This is a genomic window from Bacillus sp. 2175 (assembly GCF_057812155.1).
In genome coordinates this window covers 251025-269550 of the sequence record NZ_JBSZSU010000009.1, presented here as the reverse complement: position 1 = coordinate 269550, position 18526 = coordinate 251025, and the positions used below count along the sequence as shown (strand labels likewise).

The following is an 18526-nucleotide window of genomic DNA, read 5'->3' as shown; positions in this document are numbered from 1 at the left end:
CCTACGGTTATCATGAATAGCTAGATATATTGGAACGTGGGAAGCAAAAAACTGCTAAATGAAAACAGCTACTACTGGGCAGGTGGATATAAGGTAATTAGCCGAAATTCCTTTATTTTTGTGAAGGTAGGGGCACAGTACCGTTGAAGCGTCTAATGAACGTGGAGGGATGGCCCCAAGTCTAGTTTGTTTTATGTTTAATTTTAAGAAAATGAAGCTCAATGGTCAGGTAGGAATGTGGGCAAAAACCTAGGAGGTTTCCACAGTTGAGCACAACAATGAGATATTGGGAATATTACAATATGCAAGAAACATTTGATAGGTTATATGAAGAAAGTCAAGGAAATAAATCATTCCATGGTCTATATGAATTGATTACTTCGGAGAACAATATTCTTTTAGCATACCGAACAATAAAATCTAACAAGGGGTCCAAAACCGCTGGCACGGATTTGTTCACGATAGATAATTATAAACCAATGTATAAAAAGGAATTCTTATCATTGGTTTGTAAACAACTAGAGATATACAAACCAAAAGCAGTAAAGAGAGTTTTTATTCCTAAGTCCAATGGAGATAAAAGACCTTTAGGAATTCCAACAATGTTTGATCGGTTAATTCAACAAATGATTAGGCAAATTTTGGAGCCGATTTGCGAGGCGAAATTTTACGAACATAGTTATGGATTTCGTCCGATGAGAGGAACAAAACATGCCATTTCTAGAGTAATGTTTTTGATAAGCAGAAATACTTTTCATTACGCGGTAGATATAGATATAAAAGGATTCTTTGACAATGTTAATCACACATTACTTCTAAAACAATTGTGGAATATGGGTATTAAAGATAAGCGAGTGTTAAAACTTATCTATTTAATTCTAAAAGCACCAATTAAGGGATTTGGAATTCCAAAAAAGGGAACACCACAAGGTGGAATACTCTCGCCATTACTATCCAATATAGTTTTAAATGATTTAGACCAATGGATAGCAAGCCAATGGCACTATTTTGAAACATCATATCCATATACAAATAATGCAAATCAAAAGCGAGCAATGAAAGGTACCAAATTGAAACAAGGATTTATTGTTCGTTATGCAGATGATTTTAAAATTATGGCAAAGGATTTCCGAACGGCACAAAAATGGTTTTTCGCGACAAAAATGTATCTCAAGGAACGATTAAAGTTGGACATTTCACCAGAAAAATCCAGAATAATCAACCTTAGAAAAAACAAATCTGAGTTCTTAGGATATTTATTATATGTAGTACCCAAAAGAAACAAATGGGTTTGTAACTCTAGGATATCAAATAAGAAAAAGAAGCAAATCAAACTTGAGATCAAAAAGCGAATAAAAGCTATTCAGTTGTCATCAACTCGGAAAAATGTGCAATTATATAATGCCTATGTACTTGGACTGCGTAACTATTTTAGGTATGTTACACATGTAAATATTGAAATGAAACAGCTTGCATTTAACCTATCATTAGTAATATTCAATCGATTAAAAAGTGTCGGGAAATATGAAGTTCCAATCAATGCACCTCCGGTGTTTACAAAATTCTTTAAAAATAATTATCGAACATTTAAAGTATGTGGTATTTACTTATTTCCACTAGCGGATATACAAACAGCAACTATATGGAATTACACGCAAACCCAAACACCTTACAATCAAAAAGGCCGAAAGATTGCCAAACATATTGAGTTAAATAAATTGGTATTAGGCGAAATTAAGAAACTACTAACTGCAAATATCCCTAATGAAAGTATAGAGTACTTGGATAATCGAATGGCAAGGTATTCTATGTTGAATGGAAAATGTGAGATACTTAAAGAATTTTTACCAGCAAGTGAGCTACATTGCCACCACTATATTCCGAAGGGATTAGGCGGAACAGATGAGTATGAAAATCTTAGAATCATTCATAAAGAAATTCATAGATTAATTCACATGACAAATAAACAAACGATTGAATCCTACTTTCAAAAACACTCGTTGACTGTGGAACAAGTTAAACGAATAAACCAATATCGAAGAGCTTGTAATTTAGAAAAAATTAAACAATAAACAAATTAGATGGAGCGCCGTATGAGGTGAAAGTCTCACGTACGGTGTGGAGTGGGGGAAAAGGTAGAGATAACTTCAAATCCTTACCTATCACTAACAGGGGCAATATGGAGACATGAGCTCATCTTGTATTGGTGTAAAGGGGAATGCTCGTGTAGGGTGTATTAAAGATCCCAATATTTCTATAGAAGCAGGTGTACGGGAATTTAAAGATGTACTAGGAAAGGTCAATGGTGACATTGCACTCGCTTTGCAGTCGTACAACTGTGCGACACGTTCCTAACTGAAAAGGTTAGGCGCTGATTCAATATTCAGCAGAACTATTATTTCGAGAAGTCAAATGATAGGGTAACGCCTTGAAGGGCTTCCTCTGATACTCCGACATGCAGCATACAAAAGATAAGCCTGTAGTTGTGTGAAGCTCGGTGAAGTCGGCTGAGAGCTACCGTTAAAGTATCTCGATACTACGAAAACTGTCCAGCGGTGGATGGTGTAGCCTATAGGCCGGGAGTCTAAAAAGCACTCATGGGTAGAATGGATTCAACAAAACCAACGGGTAGGCAGAATCTGACGAATCTTCGAATGTACGGGTCTAGAACGATGACACATAGAAATGTGTGTGCCACGAGCGTGGTGCTGATGTGGATGAGTAAAAATAGTTGTTATGAAAGTCCATATGTCGTTATAGGCGACATCAAGTCAGTAGGCTTAAAGGAGAACCCTAAAAGTGTTATGCATAGATAGAAATAATGGAACGTGGAAAGCCACCAACATGGAGAACTTATCTTCGAGGAAGTGTTTGAAGGGAAGGTGTTTGTGAGATTAGCAAACGTATAACCTTCATTTATGGTGGTGAGAGTGATGGCATAGTACCGGTGAAGCAATGGAAACATTGCAGAGGGATAGCCATTAGTCTGATGAAAGATTGACCAACCGTTTCAACAAGCTACGCAGTCGAATTATAAGGTTCTTGTGAGACTAAAAAAGGTAAACTCTGAAAGGAGATCCGACTTATAAAGAAAACTGAAAAGCTTAGACACGCTGAATATTATGATATGCAGTCTACACTAGATGACTTGTATCAGCAAAGTCAAAACGGTAACAACTTTTATAAATTAATAGAGCTTATGAAGATGGATGAAAACATACGTTTAGCATATCGAAATATAAAAAGAAATATGGGAAGTCTGACAGCTGGAACAGATGGAATGACAATTAATGATATTAAAATGCTTTCAACGGATGAAGTGATAGAAAAAGTAAGAACGATGTTTGGTTGGTATGAACCACAATCTGTAAGACGCGTATTTATACCAAAACCAAATGGAGACCGTAGACCTTTAGGGATACCAACCATATGGGACAGATTATTTCAGCAATGTGTATTGCAAATATTGGAACCAATATGCGAAGCGAAATTTCATAACCATAGTTACGGTTTTCGCCCTAACCGAAGTACACATCATGCACTAGCGAGAATGAAATCTTTAGTGAATAGAAAAGGAAACGGATTTCACTACTGTGTGGATATAGACATTAAAGGTTTCTTTGACAATGTGCATCATGGAAAACTTCTAAAGCAATTGTGGACGATAGGTATACGAGATAAGAAATTACTTTCTATCATTTCAAGACTACTGAAAGCAGAAATTGTAAATGAGGGTGTTCCTCAAAAAGGTACTCCGCAAGGAGGAATACTAAGTCCGCTTCTATCTAATATCGTACTCAACGAATTAGATTGGTGGGTAAGTAACCAATGGGAAACGATAAAGACCTCACATCCATATAAGGGAAATAGTGAAAAATATCGAGCGCTAAAGAAAAGCAAATTAAAGGAATGTTTCTTAATTCGATATGCAGACGATGCAAAAATATTATGTCGTGATTATGTAACGGCTTTAAAAATGTTTGAAGCAACAAAAGACTTTCTTAGAACACGCCTACATCTGGATATTAGCCTTGAAAAATCAAAGATTATAAATTTGAGGAAAAAAGCGAGTCACTTTTTAGGCTTTACAGTTAAGGCAAATAAGAAAGGAAACAAACATGTGGCTCATAGCAGAATGTGTGTAAAATCCAGAAAACATGCGTATAGCAAGCTGAAAAAGGCTGTTAAAGATATAAGCAGAGAACAAACACCAGAATCAGTATGGCGATTTAACACGACTGTAATGGGAATACAAAATTATTATTCAGCCGCCACACATATTAATCACGATCTAGATCACATGAGTTGCCATCTCATAAGAACACTCTATAATCGACTGAGGCGAGATTGGAAAAAAGCCACTAAGAGTGACATGTCGACTGTATTAAGGAAAAGATATAAACGATACAATCCTAAATTGTATAAAATCAAAGACATCGTATTACTACCTATCCATGCGCAGAAGCACAAACCGGCTAGAAATTTTACTCAGTCTATCTCAAATTATACAAAAGAAGGTAGAGAGAAAATACATGATACGCTAAAAGCCGTAGATAGGGAGACACTCCGACATGTACATCGTTTTTATATGAAGCATCGAACAGTAGAATACAACGATAACAGAATTGCAAAGTTTATTGCACAGTATGGAAAATGTGCAATTACGAAACAAGAAGTTGGATTAGTAGGTTGGCACTGTCATCATAAAATTCCGTTGGAATTTGGGGGACAGGACAATTATGAAAATCTGGTAATTGTACTAGAAGACATACACATAGCAATTCATAGCGATGATTCAGATAAGGCAAAATCAATCTTAAATAAGTACGACATTATTGAAGATAAGAAAGTGATGTTTGACAAGCTGAGAATATCAGCGCGTCGACATCCTATCTTTGCTTCAATACAAAAGTTGGTCAATTGAATTAGATGGAGCGCCGTATGAGGTGAAAGTCTCACGTACGGTGTGAAGTGGGGGAAAAGGTGGAGATGATGTCAAAACCTTACCTATCACTATTTGGCGAAGGTTTTATTAGTTACGCTTTAGCAAAGGGTGGCTATTCAGAAGAAACAGCTATTGAGTTTTCAAGAAGTAAGAATCATTTAAATCCAGGTGGTTGCTCCGATCCGAATAACTTCCGAACCAAGGTAAATGCGTGTTATGGTGATTTTGTGCGCCCATAAGGGGGCAAGGAAAAACGGTGATTGCAAGCTGTTAGGTCAACCCTAAAAGACCTAGTATCACTTGGCTAACCTTGGAGGGAAACTGAAAGGGGACAACAGCATGCCAAGAAAGCCGTAAGTTGGCTAAACATCAAGTCAAGACTGAGCGGCAAGATATAAAGTATAGATAAGGATGAAAGCTAAACTGCTTGAATGATAGCACAAGGGAGGCCACCGTAACTAGTCTCGAAAGATGTTTATAAACGAGATTCAACAGATATCATAAAGATAGTGTGAGTCATCTTATATGAATAGGGTTATCTGTTGCCCACTTCTATATGGAAGAAAAGTGTGAACGTCACATCCGACACTATACGTGCAAATTCCTTGTTTACTAAATGGGGATTGTCTAAGTTAGAATGCCTGCGAGGCTATTGAGGATAACTTCAAGATGTAACAGTCAAGAAGTATGGCTCATGAATATCTAATATGACAACGGAGCCTTCGTAGTAGTCAGAGCTAGGGAAAGCCTAGTACAGGGCGAAGGAAGGCAGTCTGTTAGCTTATTACCAAATTGGGGAGGTGCGAAAGGCACTATGCAATGTCCAAAAATAGTACTAAGCAATCTGCGAACGAAGAGTCTTAATAAGGAATATCAATATACAAGACTTTATCGTAATTTATATAACCCAGATTTCTTTTTATTAGCATACGATAATCTAAGTAAAAATGATGGCGCATTAACGATAGGAGTAGACCAAAGGTCTATTGATGGTTTTTCTATGAAGGAAGTGGAAGACTTGATAAGTGTTTTAAAAAGTAAAAGCTATCAACCATATCCATCTAGAAGAACCTATATTGAAAAGAAAAATGGCAAGAAAAGGCCATTAGGAATTCCTAGCTTTTATGATAAATTAGTCCAAGAAGTTATACGTATGATACTAGAAGCAATATACGATTCAAGCTTTTCTAGTTCATCACATGGATACCGAAAAGGAAAGGGATGCCATAGTGCGTTATTAGAGATAAAGCGCACATTTACAGGTAGTAAATGGTTTATCGAAGGAGATATTAAAGGATTTTTCGACAATATTGAACATCATACTCTAGTTACAATTCTTAAAAGAAGAATAAAGGATGAGGCGTTTATAGAGTTGATCTGGAAATTCTTACGAGCTGGATATTTAGAAGAATGGAAATTTCATAATACCTATAGTGGAGCGCCTCAAGGTGGAATCATTAGTCCAATAATTTCTTATATTTATCTAAATGAATTAGATACTTATATGAAAAAGTATCAGGATAGATTTGAATCAGGGAAAAAGCGACAAATAAATAAAGAGTATAGTAATTTACAGTATAAAGTGCGGAAGATTCAAGAGAAAATCGATACTGCCTATCTAAATGGAGAAGTAACACGAATTACGGAACTAAAAGAACAACAAAAAGTTTTGAAAGGGAAGTTGTTACAAACACCTTATAATAATCCAATGGATGAAAATTATAGAAGGCTCAAATATGTAAGATATGCGGATGACTTTCTTATTGGAGTAATAGGTTCTAAAGAGGATGCAATTCTTATTAAAAATGAGATAGCTTCATTTTTGAAAGAAGAGATAAAACTAGAATTATCTATGGAAAAGACTCTGATAACAAATGCCTTCAAGAAACACGCTAAATTTCTAGGATTTGAAATTAAAGTGTTTAAAAGTGAAGCAACACGCATTAACAGTCTTGGGAGAGCTTCTAGGGTTCTTAACGGTAAAATTCAATTGAAAATGCCACATGAGGCATGGATAAAGAAACTTCAAAAGTATCAGGCCATTAAAATGTGTGCCGATGGCACTTGGAAACCTCAGCCAAGAGGATATTTCCAACACAATGAAGATTTAGAGATTATCACGCAATATAATAGCGAAATTCGAGGGTTATACAATTACTATCGACTAGCTGAAAATGTGAGCAATCACATGCACCGCTTTGCATATTTCATGTATTATTCAATGTTGAAAACTTTTGCGTCAAAATACAGAACACGTACGAAACAAATTCGAGAGAAATACGAAAAGTACGGACAATTTACTGTACAGTATGAGACAAAGAAAGGAATGAATAAAGTTCATTTCATTGAAAGAAAGTTTCCAATGACAAGAAATTTATCACTAGAAGGAACAGACATTTTACCAAATACTCGGCATGTAATGAGTACGACTAAATTGTCAGATAGAATCAAGGCGGAAACATGTGAACTATGCGGAACTAGCAATGTTGTGATACATATGCATCACATTAAGAGATTAAAGAATCTACGAGCAAAGTCAAATAAATCATATCTTGAACAACAAATGATAGCGAGAAATCGAAAGACTATCGCACTCTGTAAAGAGTGTCATATGAAAAGACACAAGGGCGAGATATAAAATGCAGAAGACAGATGGAGAGCCGGATACATTGAGAGATGTAAGTCCGGTTCGGGGAGGAACATTTGGAAACCTATCACAGGAATGTAATAAGGCGCTGGATGTTTACTCTACACATATGTTTCCAAAGTTTTAAAATATTACAAAGATTTAGGTTGTGTGGCAGATGTATCTGGAGAATGGATTTCTGATAAAGGTTGGAAATGGCCAACGAAATCAGGTCGTATTACAGATACGTTTGATGCAGTGCGTGGTGGAAAGCAACATAATGCAGTTGATATTGGGGCCATGACCGCCGGAAAAGCTGGAGACCCTGTATGGTCAATGGAAGTAGGTATTGTAACAGCCCAAACAGGAAATGTAAATGGTGGTGGTCTAGGTGTCTATGTAGATCATGGAAATGGTATTGTATCTCGTTACTTACATTTGAGTAAAATATCAGTTGCACCGGGAACTATGGTGACAAAAGGGCAAATTATTGGGGAAATGGGCGGTTCTAACTTTGATAGAGATACAGGTTTCCTTAATATGAATGGATACGCTGTCCATTTAGATTTCCAAATTCGTATTAATGACCAACCAACAGATCCAATGAAATTCTTTAAGAAAAATGATGATCCAGGGTTATCATCTGGTGGTTCTCCTACAATGACAAATGCTAAACGACAAAAGGTACTGGAAGAAGCGAAAAAATGGATTGGGCAAGGGAAAGTGAGCTATGTATCCGGTGCTAGAAATCCAGCTGCAGGTAGTGCTGATTGTTCAGGATTTACACAATACGTGTTTAAAACCAGTATAGGTGTCCAACTAGGGGATTGGACAGGTGCTCAAATTGGACAGGGAAAACAGGTGCCCGATATCGGTCGTGCACAGCCAGGAGACTTAATTTTCTATGAAAATCCGAACCATGTATCTATTTATTTAGGGAATCAGAAAATGATTCATATTGGTGATAATAAAGGTGTACAAATTACAGGTCTAAACTATACGGCAAGAGGACAACATATGACGCAAGTCCGTAATGTAATCGACTGATATGGGATGTGATGATATGAAGAAAGTCATGAATATGTTAGCGAATCTGCCTCGTAAGTACTTAGTTATATTGGTAATTATAGTGTTAGTAGTAGGCGTTGCGACCTATAATACGATTCATCGTTATATGATGAAATCACAAGTACAAGAGGAAGAGCAGGTAAATCAAGATGAAATCGAGATGCTTGGTGATAAGCCAAAGGGATTTGATACAAAAGAGGAAGAATATATCGCAAAGACAAAAACAGTAGAGGATTTACTACGAAAAATTTCTAATAGTAGTTATGATGTCCCGTATTTGTTTACAAAGGCTGGATTTGGTATTGAACCAATGAAGATGACAAGTAATGAGCGTATGCTGGCTACAGAAGCTGTTCAAAGGTATTTCCTAAATGGAGATCAATTTTACAATGCGCGTATTACCAAAATTGATCGTGGAAAAAAAGTAGATACGTTTCATATTGAAGTTTTAATTCAACAGGTAAACTTCTTAGAACCACGACAATTTAAAGTGCAGGTAAACAAATATGCACAAATTGTAACACCAATTGCACAAATTCCACATGGACAAGAAGAAGTACCTGTGGATTAAGAAGAAAGTGAGGGTTGTGGAGAAAAACACAACCCTTTTATAAAAAAATAAAGAGTACCTAAAAACATTTATTGAATATTCATAATTTTCTGATATAATAAAACCATGGTTAAAAGAAATTTGTATATAACGTTAAATGAAATGGATATGGAGGAATACAAATGAGAATGTTAATTGGAACAGCTGCGAATTTTGTTTCGGGGTATTATATAGGACGAAATTCTGGATTATTAGGAACGTTGCTTGGATGGGCTTTTTTGTTGGGTGGTGGCTATCTGTTAATAGAAAATTGGGATAGTATCACAGTATGGATGCATAGTTTAAATATTGTAAAAGGGCTAGATGGTTACGAAGATATGAGCAATGGCTTCATTTTCATCTGTTTGGTGGTAAGTGGCTTTATTTTTATCTTGTTGTCCCCGATTTTCATTATTTTATTAATAGTTTGTTTTGTGTTAATGAATATTGTTGCTTGTACACTTGTGTTATTAACATCACCAAGTACATACATAAAGAAGAAAGATAAGGAGAGTGAGTGGGAATGAGTACAATTCTAGTTTTAGGTGGATCAAATGGAAGAACGTTAGAGAAGTTGGCCAAAAAAAGAGACTGCCAGGTTATTTTCCATGATGGGAAAAATCACGGAGGCGTAAAGAAAACGTTTCGAAGTGTTATAAAAAAATGCGATGTTATTGTCATTCAAAAAGGTGCATGTGGCCATGTATCTATTGATGTAGCAAAAGAGTACGCAAAGAAGTATGATGTCCCACTATTATTTAATCAGGGATTTGGTGGAACAGGTGCATTAGAAATGGGTTTAAAGCATCTGCAAGCGGCTTGATTTTAGTAGATAGTCTGAGATAACTGTATGGGCACCTAATTATATAATTATTATATATAATTTTTAGTGTTCATTTGTAATTACTTAATGTAATAAAATATGAATTTTGTAGAGAAGTAGGTGGGTTTATGAAAGAAAAGATTGATTCAATTAAAAATAAACTCTCTAATGGAAAATCTCGTTTTGAGAATGGTAAGACCGTGGTAGAGGTTAGTTTATCTGAATTAAATGAATTACTGAGCTTGGCTTATGACATTAATAATTATCGTTTAAATGCTTTGTGGAATTTAGAGCAAACATCAAAGGCATATAAAGAGTACAAAATACGTAACGAAAAATACCAAGAATCGTTAAAACTAATAAAAGGAATAACAAATGGAGTAGATAATGCAATTGTTAAAGATGTGAATCGAATAGCAAAAGAATCATTATCATAATTAACCAAAGCGTTGTTTGAAAATAAAGGAGCTGGGGAAATGGACGAAAAGAAATTGGAATTGAATGAGGATCAAAAATCTGTATTACTGAAGGTGTTAAAGGATATGCACTTTGCTAATGCTCAATTACGTGAATGGGTGAGTAAAGATTTACTTTCAATCGAAATGTCAAAAACACTTCCATCATTGATAGAAAGCTATTTTAGTGAAGCAGCAAAAGTACTAAATTACGAATCATATCTGTTGGAAGAAAAAGAAAAACGTTATGCGGAGATTAAAAAGGCGAATCAAAAGATACATGAATTACAGGGTAAATTAGGTTCCGATAAACCAGTTGATGGTTTAAAAGAACAGTTGAAACATCTTTCTGAAGTTGTTAGTGAATGGTGGAATACAGAAGGTTTTAATCATGTGCATGATACGAAGTATTACCCCTATGGTGGAATGAGAGTGAAACTTAGCTTTATGTTAGAACATTGTCGTTCTTTCAGTAAAACTCCTGTAACAGATAAAAGGAGCCGAGAGGAACACATTCAATATTTACGTGAAATGGGATTTGAATTTGCCGACTTTGAAAAAGGACGGAGTGAAAAATTGGATTTAATCGACAATCATCAAAATCGTTCATTACTTATAAAGATGCTTACAGAGCGTTTTCCTTCTCTTGATGTTTATAGCTTTAGCAACCATAGTAGTTACTCTAAAAAAGACATTTTTATTATTAAGCATATAGATGCTTCAATTTATGATTTATCTGATATTTAAAATCGATGAAATAAAACAAAATAATTATTTAAGGGAAAAGGGGAATATATATGGATGATACTCTAGATCTTTTACAGGATTCAATTGAGTTACTAATAAATCTTAGAGATTGGATGTACGTCGTACCAAAAGCCAATTTAAGAGGATTCAGTATTGATAAAGAATATTGGTTTAACTATGAAGATTTCAAGATGTTTAGAACACCAGAGGATGTAGGTATAGCTGTTAAAAGTGACACGGGAGAATTTGAACTTTTTAGCTACAGTGAATTTTTATCATTCTTCGATCGTAAATAAAAAGGAAGTTAGCAAAAAGCTGACTGCAAGAACTAAACAAAATTTTTATTTGAGAGGGGAATGAAATCGTGAAATATGATAAACAAAAATGCCCAAAATGCAGCAAGCCAGTTAAAACTTTATATAGACCATCAATGAATCATAAGGGTCCCAATCTTTGCTACTGGTGTAATCGAAAACGTGTTAAAAAAGAAAATGAAATGGCTTTACAAAAATAACATGAAAATTTTATAAAAAAGACGAACGAAAAACATCACTGGATCCAATGAAAGTTCGTTATTAAAAACAAAATCGTTAATTAAATAAAAAAGTGAAAGGCGAATACATTAACATGAATAATAGTAATATACATAAATCAGGTTATATCATACTCATTTATTTTGTAATGACTCAATTTGTTGGGATTATAGGTGTACAATTGCTAGCGAAGACGGGCTGGTATGATATTCAGGGAAACCAACAGCAAGCAATTCAACAACTTCTTGTGCATTGGGAACTAATTGGGTTTTCACTTATGCTGATAATCATTTTTCTTATATATAGTAAAGAAATAATAAATGATCCAAAGTTTTCGATTAAATTATCAAGAAATTCATTCATATGGACTTTAGTTGGGATCATATTCGTATTTCTTGCGCAGATGGTTGGTAGCGTGTTAGATAAGGGTGTATTCCAGCTAACTACGCAATCAGCAAATACGTCTAGTACAGTCGCTGCAGCAGCAATATCTCCTGTGGCACTTGTTTCAATTGTTCTTCTTGCACCTTTAGTAGAAGAGTTTGTTTTTCGTTATGCGGCCATAAACATTTTAATGTCTAAGTTTAAGAAAACTTGGAGCATACTAATAAGCGCATTGTTCTTTTCTATCATGCATTTTGATTTTCCATTTATATTTGGGTATTTTTTAATTGGAGTTATACTAGCTGTAGTATATATGCGTACTAATAGGTTACTAGTATCATTTGTTGTTCATGCTAGTATGAACTTAATTGTTGTTATACTCCAGATTTCTTGATGAAAAAGCAGCGGATTCACGTAACTTACTAGTGATTTAGTTTTTTTGTTTAAGAATTTTAAAATTATGGTAAGATTAATAAGACTACATTTGAAAATGTGGGTTCAAGTTGCTGTATTGACTGAATTGCACACCAAAAAAACCAATTCCATTACACGGGAATTGGTTTTTTTGGTGTGTGTTTTGTTAGCATAATGTTTGACGGCCTAAAGGAGAGTTGTTCCTTTGTAGTTTAGTATAACTTAAATAAAAAGAAAATTTAAAACAAAATATTGAATCTTTACATATTTTAAAATTACAACACAAAAATGTAAAGATATGGTTTATAATAAGTGGTGAAACACTCTCCTATGTTTCTAGTGATTGTATTTTTTATCTGTTTTTGGTGCGAAATCTGTTGATAGATTTTGCACTTTTTTATTTAATGTTTAATAGGATCAGAATGATATAGTGCCCCTATTTCTTGTAAACTCCTTTTCTCCATACCCACTCAATAGGACCATAACGGAAATATTTACTCCAAATCTTGCTGAATATAATTTGTACAAAAATAATTAAAAGCCCAAAGATACATAATTGCCAGTAATATACGTGTGAGACATCTTTAAAGCACCACGAAAGAATGACAAGCGTAAGTATGCTTTGAGTGATGTAATTCGTTAAAGCATACTGGCCAACGTTCATAAAGGGGTGCAGGCATTCTATATATTTTTTATTCTCACAAACTCTCAGTAGAGTACAAATATAGAATATAGCTAGCATTTTCCCTCCAAATAGAATCCATAGTTGTACATCCTGAGAGTAATAGACATCTGTTTTTATAAAGTAGTAGATAATAGGATAAGAGAGAAGGCATGAGATACATAACGAACTCCACTGTAAAAATCTAATTTTCTTTATTAATTCCGGTACCCTTTTAAAAATATTTTTCTTACCAGCCCATAACCCTATTAAAAATAAGCCTATATATTCCGGAATTCCTATTAGTAGTTGCTGGAATTCCTGAGTCATTAGAAAGAAAAGACGTGCTTTTATTTGATGAGAATAATGTATAAATAGATTTACAGTGTGATTGGTAGTGTTACCTGTAAACATATATTGATAGTAATTGGGCACTTCTGAAATAGAAGAACTTGCTCGCAAAAATACAATGATATGTAATACATAACTAACCATTAGGAAACTGCAACCAGCTATAAAAATAAGCCTAGTAGATCGCTTATAGAAGAACAATAGAATAAATCCAGCTAAGGCATACGCATGTAGAATATCTCCATACCATAGAAAGGTGAATTGGAGTAAACCGAAGAGTAGTAAGATACATAGTCTTCGGATAAATAGCCTATACATGGGATATCCTTTTGCTTCTGTATTTTTCATAAAAATGTAAAATCCTACTCCAAATAAGAATGCGAAAATAGTATAGAACTTTGCCTGTATAAACAAATCTACTAAAAAACGAATCACTTTATCTGTACCGATATAACCCGCTTGATTAAAGGGATCTAGTCCCGTCATAGTGGGTAGATTCGCAAATAGGATACATAGTATGGCTATACCTCTTATTATGTCTAACGAATGAATACGGGCGTTTTGTTGCATGTCAATTCTCCTTTCTTAAACAGAAAAAACGAGCACTATACTAGCTAGCGCTCGAATTACGTCTTGCAAAGAATCCATCATAGGTAGCAGCTGACACTGCTCCTTCTAGACGTTCAATTTCTTCACCTCTGTTATAAGCTACAACAACTGGAGTACCTGGAATGTCGAACTCTTGAAAGGCACTTTGATTTTCTGGTGTAGAGATATCAATACGATAAATGGTTCTATCATGCTTTTTTGACATACGATTGATATCCGGTGCAGCTTTTTTACAAAAATGACAGGTTGGTTGATAGTAATACGCAATGAACTCTTCATGGGATTGTATTTTTCCCTTTAATTCTTCTTTTGAAATATCTTTTATATTCTCAGGTGATCCTTTTACATCTGCAGCAGATACAATTGTTTTTTCTGGTGTTATAGTTTCTGTATTGACTGATTCATTCTTAGTTAAAGTAAAGATCGCAATACAAGCAACACATAAAGTAGTAACAATTGCTCCAATTTTGTAGATTTTTTTCATAGTAAATTCCTCCTTAAAGTAAAAAAAAAGGACAAACCTCGCCCGAGTTAACAGGGCGTAAGGTTTGTCCTTCACGCTACGTACAATAGAGTATAAACAATGGAAACAAATTTTCTATCTCTATAATACCACAAAATTCATATAGAATGCTATAGGAATTTTATAAGTAAAACAAAGGAATAACTTAATTGTAAAATTTCATGTACCAGATTAAATATTAAAAACAATAAACAGCACAATAAGGGGATTCTCTGTGGTGTATCCAACTGATAGGGACACTATCCTCCTCCAATAAGCATAAAATCATTCAACAAACACATCTCAAAAAGTGTGTGTACTTATGAAGTGTGTCTTAAGTACATTTTGATACCTTTTGAAGTAGTTTAAGCTGCAAAGAATATACTATATCTAAAGGTGTACCTTTTGGGAGAGTGTAATTGACTTTGTGCTACGATTGTTTTAAAAATAGGTTGCGGAATTAATTGTAGGATACAAGGCGGCGAAATAACATTAAGGATTTTATAGTTAAAATTATCAAAAAAATCAATAAAATCATAGTTTACAATTTTATCCTTTAGTTGGTATCATTTACTTATTAAGGGGGGAGTACATGGGTTTAAACATGTATTTGGGAGAAGTACAAGCTCAAACAGAAAGTATGAATGCTTTTTGTGTAGCCACTATTCAAGGTATGGAACAAGTTATTAATTCAATTGATGCTTTTGTGGGCGATACTATTTTGCAAGGGAAAACTTATGATACAGGGAAGACATTCTTTGCACAGACATTTCATCCTTTAGCTCAAGGAATTATTTATTTGTGTGAAGAATTAATTCGACAGAATAATTCCTTTCCGAACGATTTTCAATCACAAGTCGCTACAACAGATGTCATTGAACAAGAAATACGAGAACAAATTCGAGAAATTGACCGAATGAAAGCAGACATTGAAGGAACTAGTATTACCCTTCCAGGAATGCAAGTTATGGTGGGAATTTATGATACGATGAAACAAAAGCTTCAAGAAAAACTAGAGCATTTATATGAATTTAATTATGTTTCTAGTAGTAATTTTGATACAGCGCTTCAATTAGCTACGAGTATTGCTCAAGGTCTTGCAGAAGTTCAAAGTGGGAAAGGTTTTAGTCCTGCGAGTGGAACATTCAGTATACAAGATTTAAATATGAACTGGACTGCATCAATTCAAAAAATCACAGAGGAAAAAGCACGTGAATCTGATAAAATTGTGTATAGCGATTTAAATCAAGAAGAAACAATAAACAATGAAACTTCATTAGCATCAGGAAAAAAAGAATTTGATGGTAATAAATTAGCCAGAGATATTACAGGTGAAATAAGTGGAGAATATGATGTTCGGCGTGCTTGGGAAGGTGTAGATCCGTCTACGGGAGAGAAACTTGGTACTTTTGACAGAGTCATAGCTGGAGGTATGGCGGTAGCCGGTATTACACCAATCGGGAAGTTGGTTAAAATCGGTAAAGGTGTAAAGATGTCAGCTAGTGCTGTTAAAACTGTAAAGGGTGCTGAATCGAATTATGTACTTTTTAATAAAACGCATATACAATCAATGCCTAAACCAAAAGGGAGAGGTCCAAATGGAGGGAAGTTACAATCTCATCACGGTTTACAAGGGAAATGGGCGGAAGCAAATTTAAGTCAATATGGATATGATCCAAAACTTGCACCAACAGTGACGATTGAAACAGGAAAGGGGTTACCACATACTATTATTACTAATGCGCAGAACTTGAGACGTGATGAACGTGTAGCCTTAGGAAATGGAAAATGGAGCTCTTCTTTACAAGCGGAATTAAAGAATATAGTTTCTGATTTTGAAAAAGCGGGATTTTCTAAAGAAACTATTAGAGGAACTTTAGAACAACAATATAGAATGCTTGATAAGTTAAAAGTAAAATATGAAAGGATTGAGTATTAATGAGTATACTTGAGAACTTAAATGCAGTTTTCACTTTAGAAACACAAGAACCTCCAGCAACTAAAGAAACAATTCAAGAGTTACAAGGTTTTTCATCAATAGATGTTCCTTCAGATTATCTAGAGATAATTCAACATTGTACAGATGCAGAGATTAATGTAAATAATGAAATATATATCCGTATTTGGAGTCCAGCAGATTGTATAGAGATGAATGAAGCTCATAATATCCAAAAATATATACCTAACTCACTTGCAATTGGTGATGATGAAGGTGGGAAAGTGCTATTATATGCAAATGGAAAAGAAGGATTTGGATTATATATGGTGGATTTTGGAGATTTAGATATCGAAGAAGCAATTAAAATATCACCTTCTTTGAAACTGTTATTAATGGATGGCGTAGGTGTAGAAAAGTTATTGTTATAAATTTAAGGACATATGAAAATCACTGTATTCTGAAAAGGTAACGTTAAAGCATTTCTTATAAAACTTTATACAGCAAATAAAAAGAACCTACATGATAGGTTCTTTTTATTTTGTTAATAATTATTTGTGTTATGCATTGTAAAGGGGTAATGACATAACTTTGTAGTATTTCATTGTGTTAAATAGTTTCACCATGTGCATATTGAACAAAATCTACTTTTTCTTTTGATACAGATTGTAAGTTTGTATTGTTACTGAAGCTGAAAGATAAAAAACCTGTGATAATAGCAAAAATTAATAGAGATTTTTTCATTATTTTAAAGCTCCTTTCTCTGAAGCCTTTTTATCAGCTTCATTTGTCATGTGTAGATACTTGCTCGCTTTTTCATACGATTTTGAATCGTAAAACTTATTGCCTAAAATAGCTGAATAATCTTTTACGTATTTCCATAACTCTTCTTTCTTAAAATAACAAATTCCTGCCAAAATGATTTCTTCCAATTCATCTGTACTTATATTGTCATTTAATCCTTTTAGAATATTGAAATGATGATTATACTCTTCGTTTGAAATTTTTAATCCATTTTTAATATGCAACGTGACAGCATTTTTATCATTTAATTTGAAATACTCCTGCGCTAATAAGAACAATGTTTTTTGGTTATTTACAAGTGATCCATTTAGGTATTTTATTGCTAGTTCGGAAAGGTTTTGATCTGCGTACAATAACCCTAAATTATGTTTCACTTTTGCTGATAGTTTATCCTCGTCGTGTTTGTTGAAAGTATTTAAAGCTGCAAGGAAGTGTTCTTCCGCACTTTCATACTGACCGAGGGAAGTACAAGCAAGACCTAGTGTGTTATTACAAGCAGCAACTTTGATTTCATACCCTGCATGCTTTGAAAATAATTCCTTTGCCTTTGTAGTATATTTGATTGCTGGTAGTGGCTGATAAATATGATAGTGGAAAGAACCAAACATATAATTAAATTCAGCTATTTCAAGTTCATCTGGAATATCCTTTAATAATGTTTCAGCTTCTTCGTATTGCTCTTTAGCTGATGTGTAATCTCCTATATTAATTGAATAAATTGCTTTAAAAAAACTATGATAATATTTTAGGAAGGTGTCTGCTTGATCAGGTATACAATCTATCTTTTCTAAACTATCTTTATAGTTTTTAACGTCATGGGTAAGTAACTTATATCTAAAATCTAGTAATGAATAATAGATAAGTATATTTTGGTCTTCTTCAATTTGATGAATCTTGCTATCAATTTCTTTCTTGAAATTTGTGGATTTTAGTACATGTTGTGAAATGATGGATTGATACCAATTGTTTAGTAGATTTGTTATTTCTCCTTTGGAGACAGTTTGCACATTCATATTTAATCCCCTCACCCTATTAGTATATATTTCCATAATCTTAACATGTTAGCGGAATTTCAAGGT

At 34.2% G+C, this 18526-nt stretch carries 17 protein-coding genes and 2 pseudogenes; 15 read left to right on the top strand and 4 right to left on the bottom strand.

Features of this window, described 5'->3' with window-relative positions:
* The first annotated feature begins 266 nt into the window (after positions 1-266).
* The 13 genes and pseudogenes from ltrA (ACXKY9_RS30220) to ACXKY9_RS30160 all read left to right on the top strand — a co-directional run bounded on the left by ltrA (ACXKY9_RS30220) (position 267) and on the right by ACXKY9_RS30160 (position 12564).
* The gene (gene ltrA / locus ACXKY9_RS30220) at positions 267-2072 is read left to right on the top strand and encodes a group II intron reverse transcriptase/maturase (protein ID WP_000108316.1); all 1806 of its coding nucleotides are present in this window, start codon (positions 267-269) and stop codon (positions 2070-2072) included.
* Between the two features lie 97 nt (positions 2073-2169).
* Positions 2170-2337: pseudogene (locus ACXKY9_RS30215) on the top strand (transglycosylase SLT domain-containing protein); the annotation flags it as partial.
* A gap of 790 nt (positions 2338-3127) precedes the next feature.
* Positions 3128-4924, top strand: a complete 1797-nt coding sequence (ltrA, locus tag ACXKY9_RS30210) for a group II intron reverse transcriptase/maturase (RefSeq protein WP_003275463.1) — start codon at positions 3128-3130, stop codon at positions 4922-4924.
* A gap of 65 nt (positions 4925-4989) precedes the next feature.
* Positions 4990-5184, top strand: coding sequence for a lysozyme family protein (locus tag ACXKY9_RS30205; protein WP_230676013.1), 195 nt, complete (start codon positions 4990-4992; stop codon positions 5182-5184).
* A gap of 575 nt (positions 5185-5759) precedes the next feature.
* Entirely contained in the window at positions 5760-7583 is a 1824-nt protein-coding gene (locus tag ACXKY9_RS30200; protein WP_001149932.1) for a reverse transcriptase/maturase family protein, read from the top strand.
* Between the two features lie 111 nt (positions 7584-7694).
* Positions 7695-8618 (top strand): annotated as a pseudogene (locus ACXKY9_RS30195) (NlpC/P60 family protein); the annotation flags it as partial.
* A 16-nt stretch (positions 8619-8634) separates the two neighbouring features.
* Positions 8635-9210, top strand: coding sequence for a hypothetical protein (locus tag ACXKY9_RS30190; protein WP_000757464.1), 576 nt, complete (start codon positions 8635-8637; stop codon positions 9208-9210).
* Between the two features lie 161 nt (positions 9211-9371).
* Entirely contained in the window at positions 9372-9755 is a 384-nt protein-coding gene (locus tag ACXKY9_RS30185) for a hypothetical protein (protein WP_001242518.1), read from the top strand.
* Entirely contained in the window at positions 9752-10051 is a 300-nt protein-coding gene (locus tag ACXKY9_RS30180) for a DUF2325 domain-containing protein (RefSeq protein WP_000104242.1), read from the top strand. Before ACXKY9_RS30185 ends, ACXKY9_RS30180 begins: the two co-directional genes overlap by 4 nt.
* 128 nt (positions 10052-10179) lie before the next feature.
* On the top strand, positions 10180-10488 hold the full coding sequence (locus tag ACXKY9_RS30175) for a hypothetical protein (protein WP_000659905.1): 309 nt from the start codon (positions 10180-10182) through the stop codon (positions 10486-10488).
* Positions 10489-10527: 39 nt separating this feature from the next.
* Positions 10528-11253 carry a hypothetical protein gene (locus ACXKY9_RS30170; RefSeq protein ID WP_000343609.1) on the top strand — a complete coding sequence of 242 codons (726 nt, stop codon included), beginning with the start codon at positions 10528-10530 and terminating at the stop codon, positions 11251-11253.
* 50 nt (positions 11254-11303) lie between these two features.
* Positions 11304-11549 carry a hypothetical protein gene (locus ACXKY9_RS30165; protein ID WP_000342852.1) on the top strand — a complete coding sequence of 82 codons (246 nt, stop codon included), beginning with the start codon at positions 11304-11306 and terminating at the stop codon, positions 11547-11549.
* Positions 11550-11880: 331 nt separating this feature from the next.
* Positions 11881-12564 (top strand): CPBP family intramembrane glutamic endopeptidase, encoded by a 684-nt coding sequence (locus ACXKY9_RS30160; protein WP_001065855.1) that lies wholly within the window; start codon positions 11881-11883, stop codon positions 12562-12564.
* Positions 12565-13020: 456 nt separating this feature from the next.
* Here ACXKY9_RS30160 and ACXKY9_RS30155 read toward each other — a convergent pair whose 3' ends face one another.
* Positions 13021-14166, bottom strand: a complete 1146-nt coding sequence (locus tag ACXKY9_RS30155) for a DUF418 domain-containing protein (protein WP_001186844.1) — start codon at positions 14164-14166, stop codon at positions 13021-13023.
* A gap of 40 nt (positions 14167-14206) precedes the next feature.
* On the bottom strand, positions 14207-14689 hold the full coding sequence (locus ACXKY9_RS30150; RefSeq protein ID WP_000725572.1) for a thioredoxin family protein: 483 nt from the start codon (positions 14687-14689) through the stop codon (positions 14207-14209).
* Between the two features lie 610 nt (positions 14690-15299).
* Here ACXKY9_RS30150 and ACXKY9_RS30145 point away from each other — a divergent pair.
* The gene (locus ACXKY9_RS30145; RefSeq protein ID WP_000523962.1) at positions 15300-16646 is read left to right on the top strand and encodes a pre-toxin TG domain-containing protein; all 1347 of its coding nucleotides are present in this window, start codon (positions 15300-15302) and stop codon (positions 16644-16646) included.
* Positions 16646-17074 (top strand): SMI1/KNR4 family protein, encoded by a 429-nt coding sequence (locus ACXKY9_RS30140; protein ID WP_000025329.1) that lies wholly within the window; start codon positions 16646-16648, stop codon positions 17072-17074. The genes ACXKY9_RS30145 and ACXKY9_RS30140 overlap by 1 nt, the downstream gene beginning before the upstream one ends.
* A gap of 178 nt (positions 17075-17252) precedes the next feature.
* Here the strand turns inward: ACXKY9_RS30140 and ACXKY9_RS30135 are convergent, their stop codons facing one another.
* Together ACXKY9_RS30135 and ACXKY9_RS30130 are read right to left on the bottom strand one after the other, a co-directional pair.
* Complete coding sequence (locus ACXKY9_RS30135; RefSeq protein WP_000749279.1) at positions 17253-17387, bottom strand: hypothetical protein; 135 nt, start codon at positions 17385-17387, stop codon at positions 17253-17255.
* Positions 17387-18460, bottom strand: coding sequence for a Rap family tetratricopeptide repeat protein (locus tag ACXKY9_RS30130; protein ID WP_001102776.1), 1074 nt, complete (start codon positions 18458-18460; stop codon positions 17387-17389). Before ACXKY9_RS30130 ends, ACXKY9_RS30135 begins: the two co-directional genes overlap by 1 nt.
* Positions 18461-18526 lie beyond the last annotated feature (66 nt).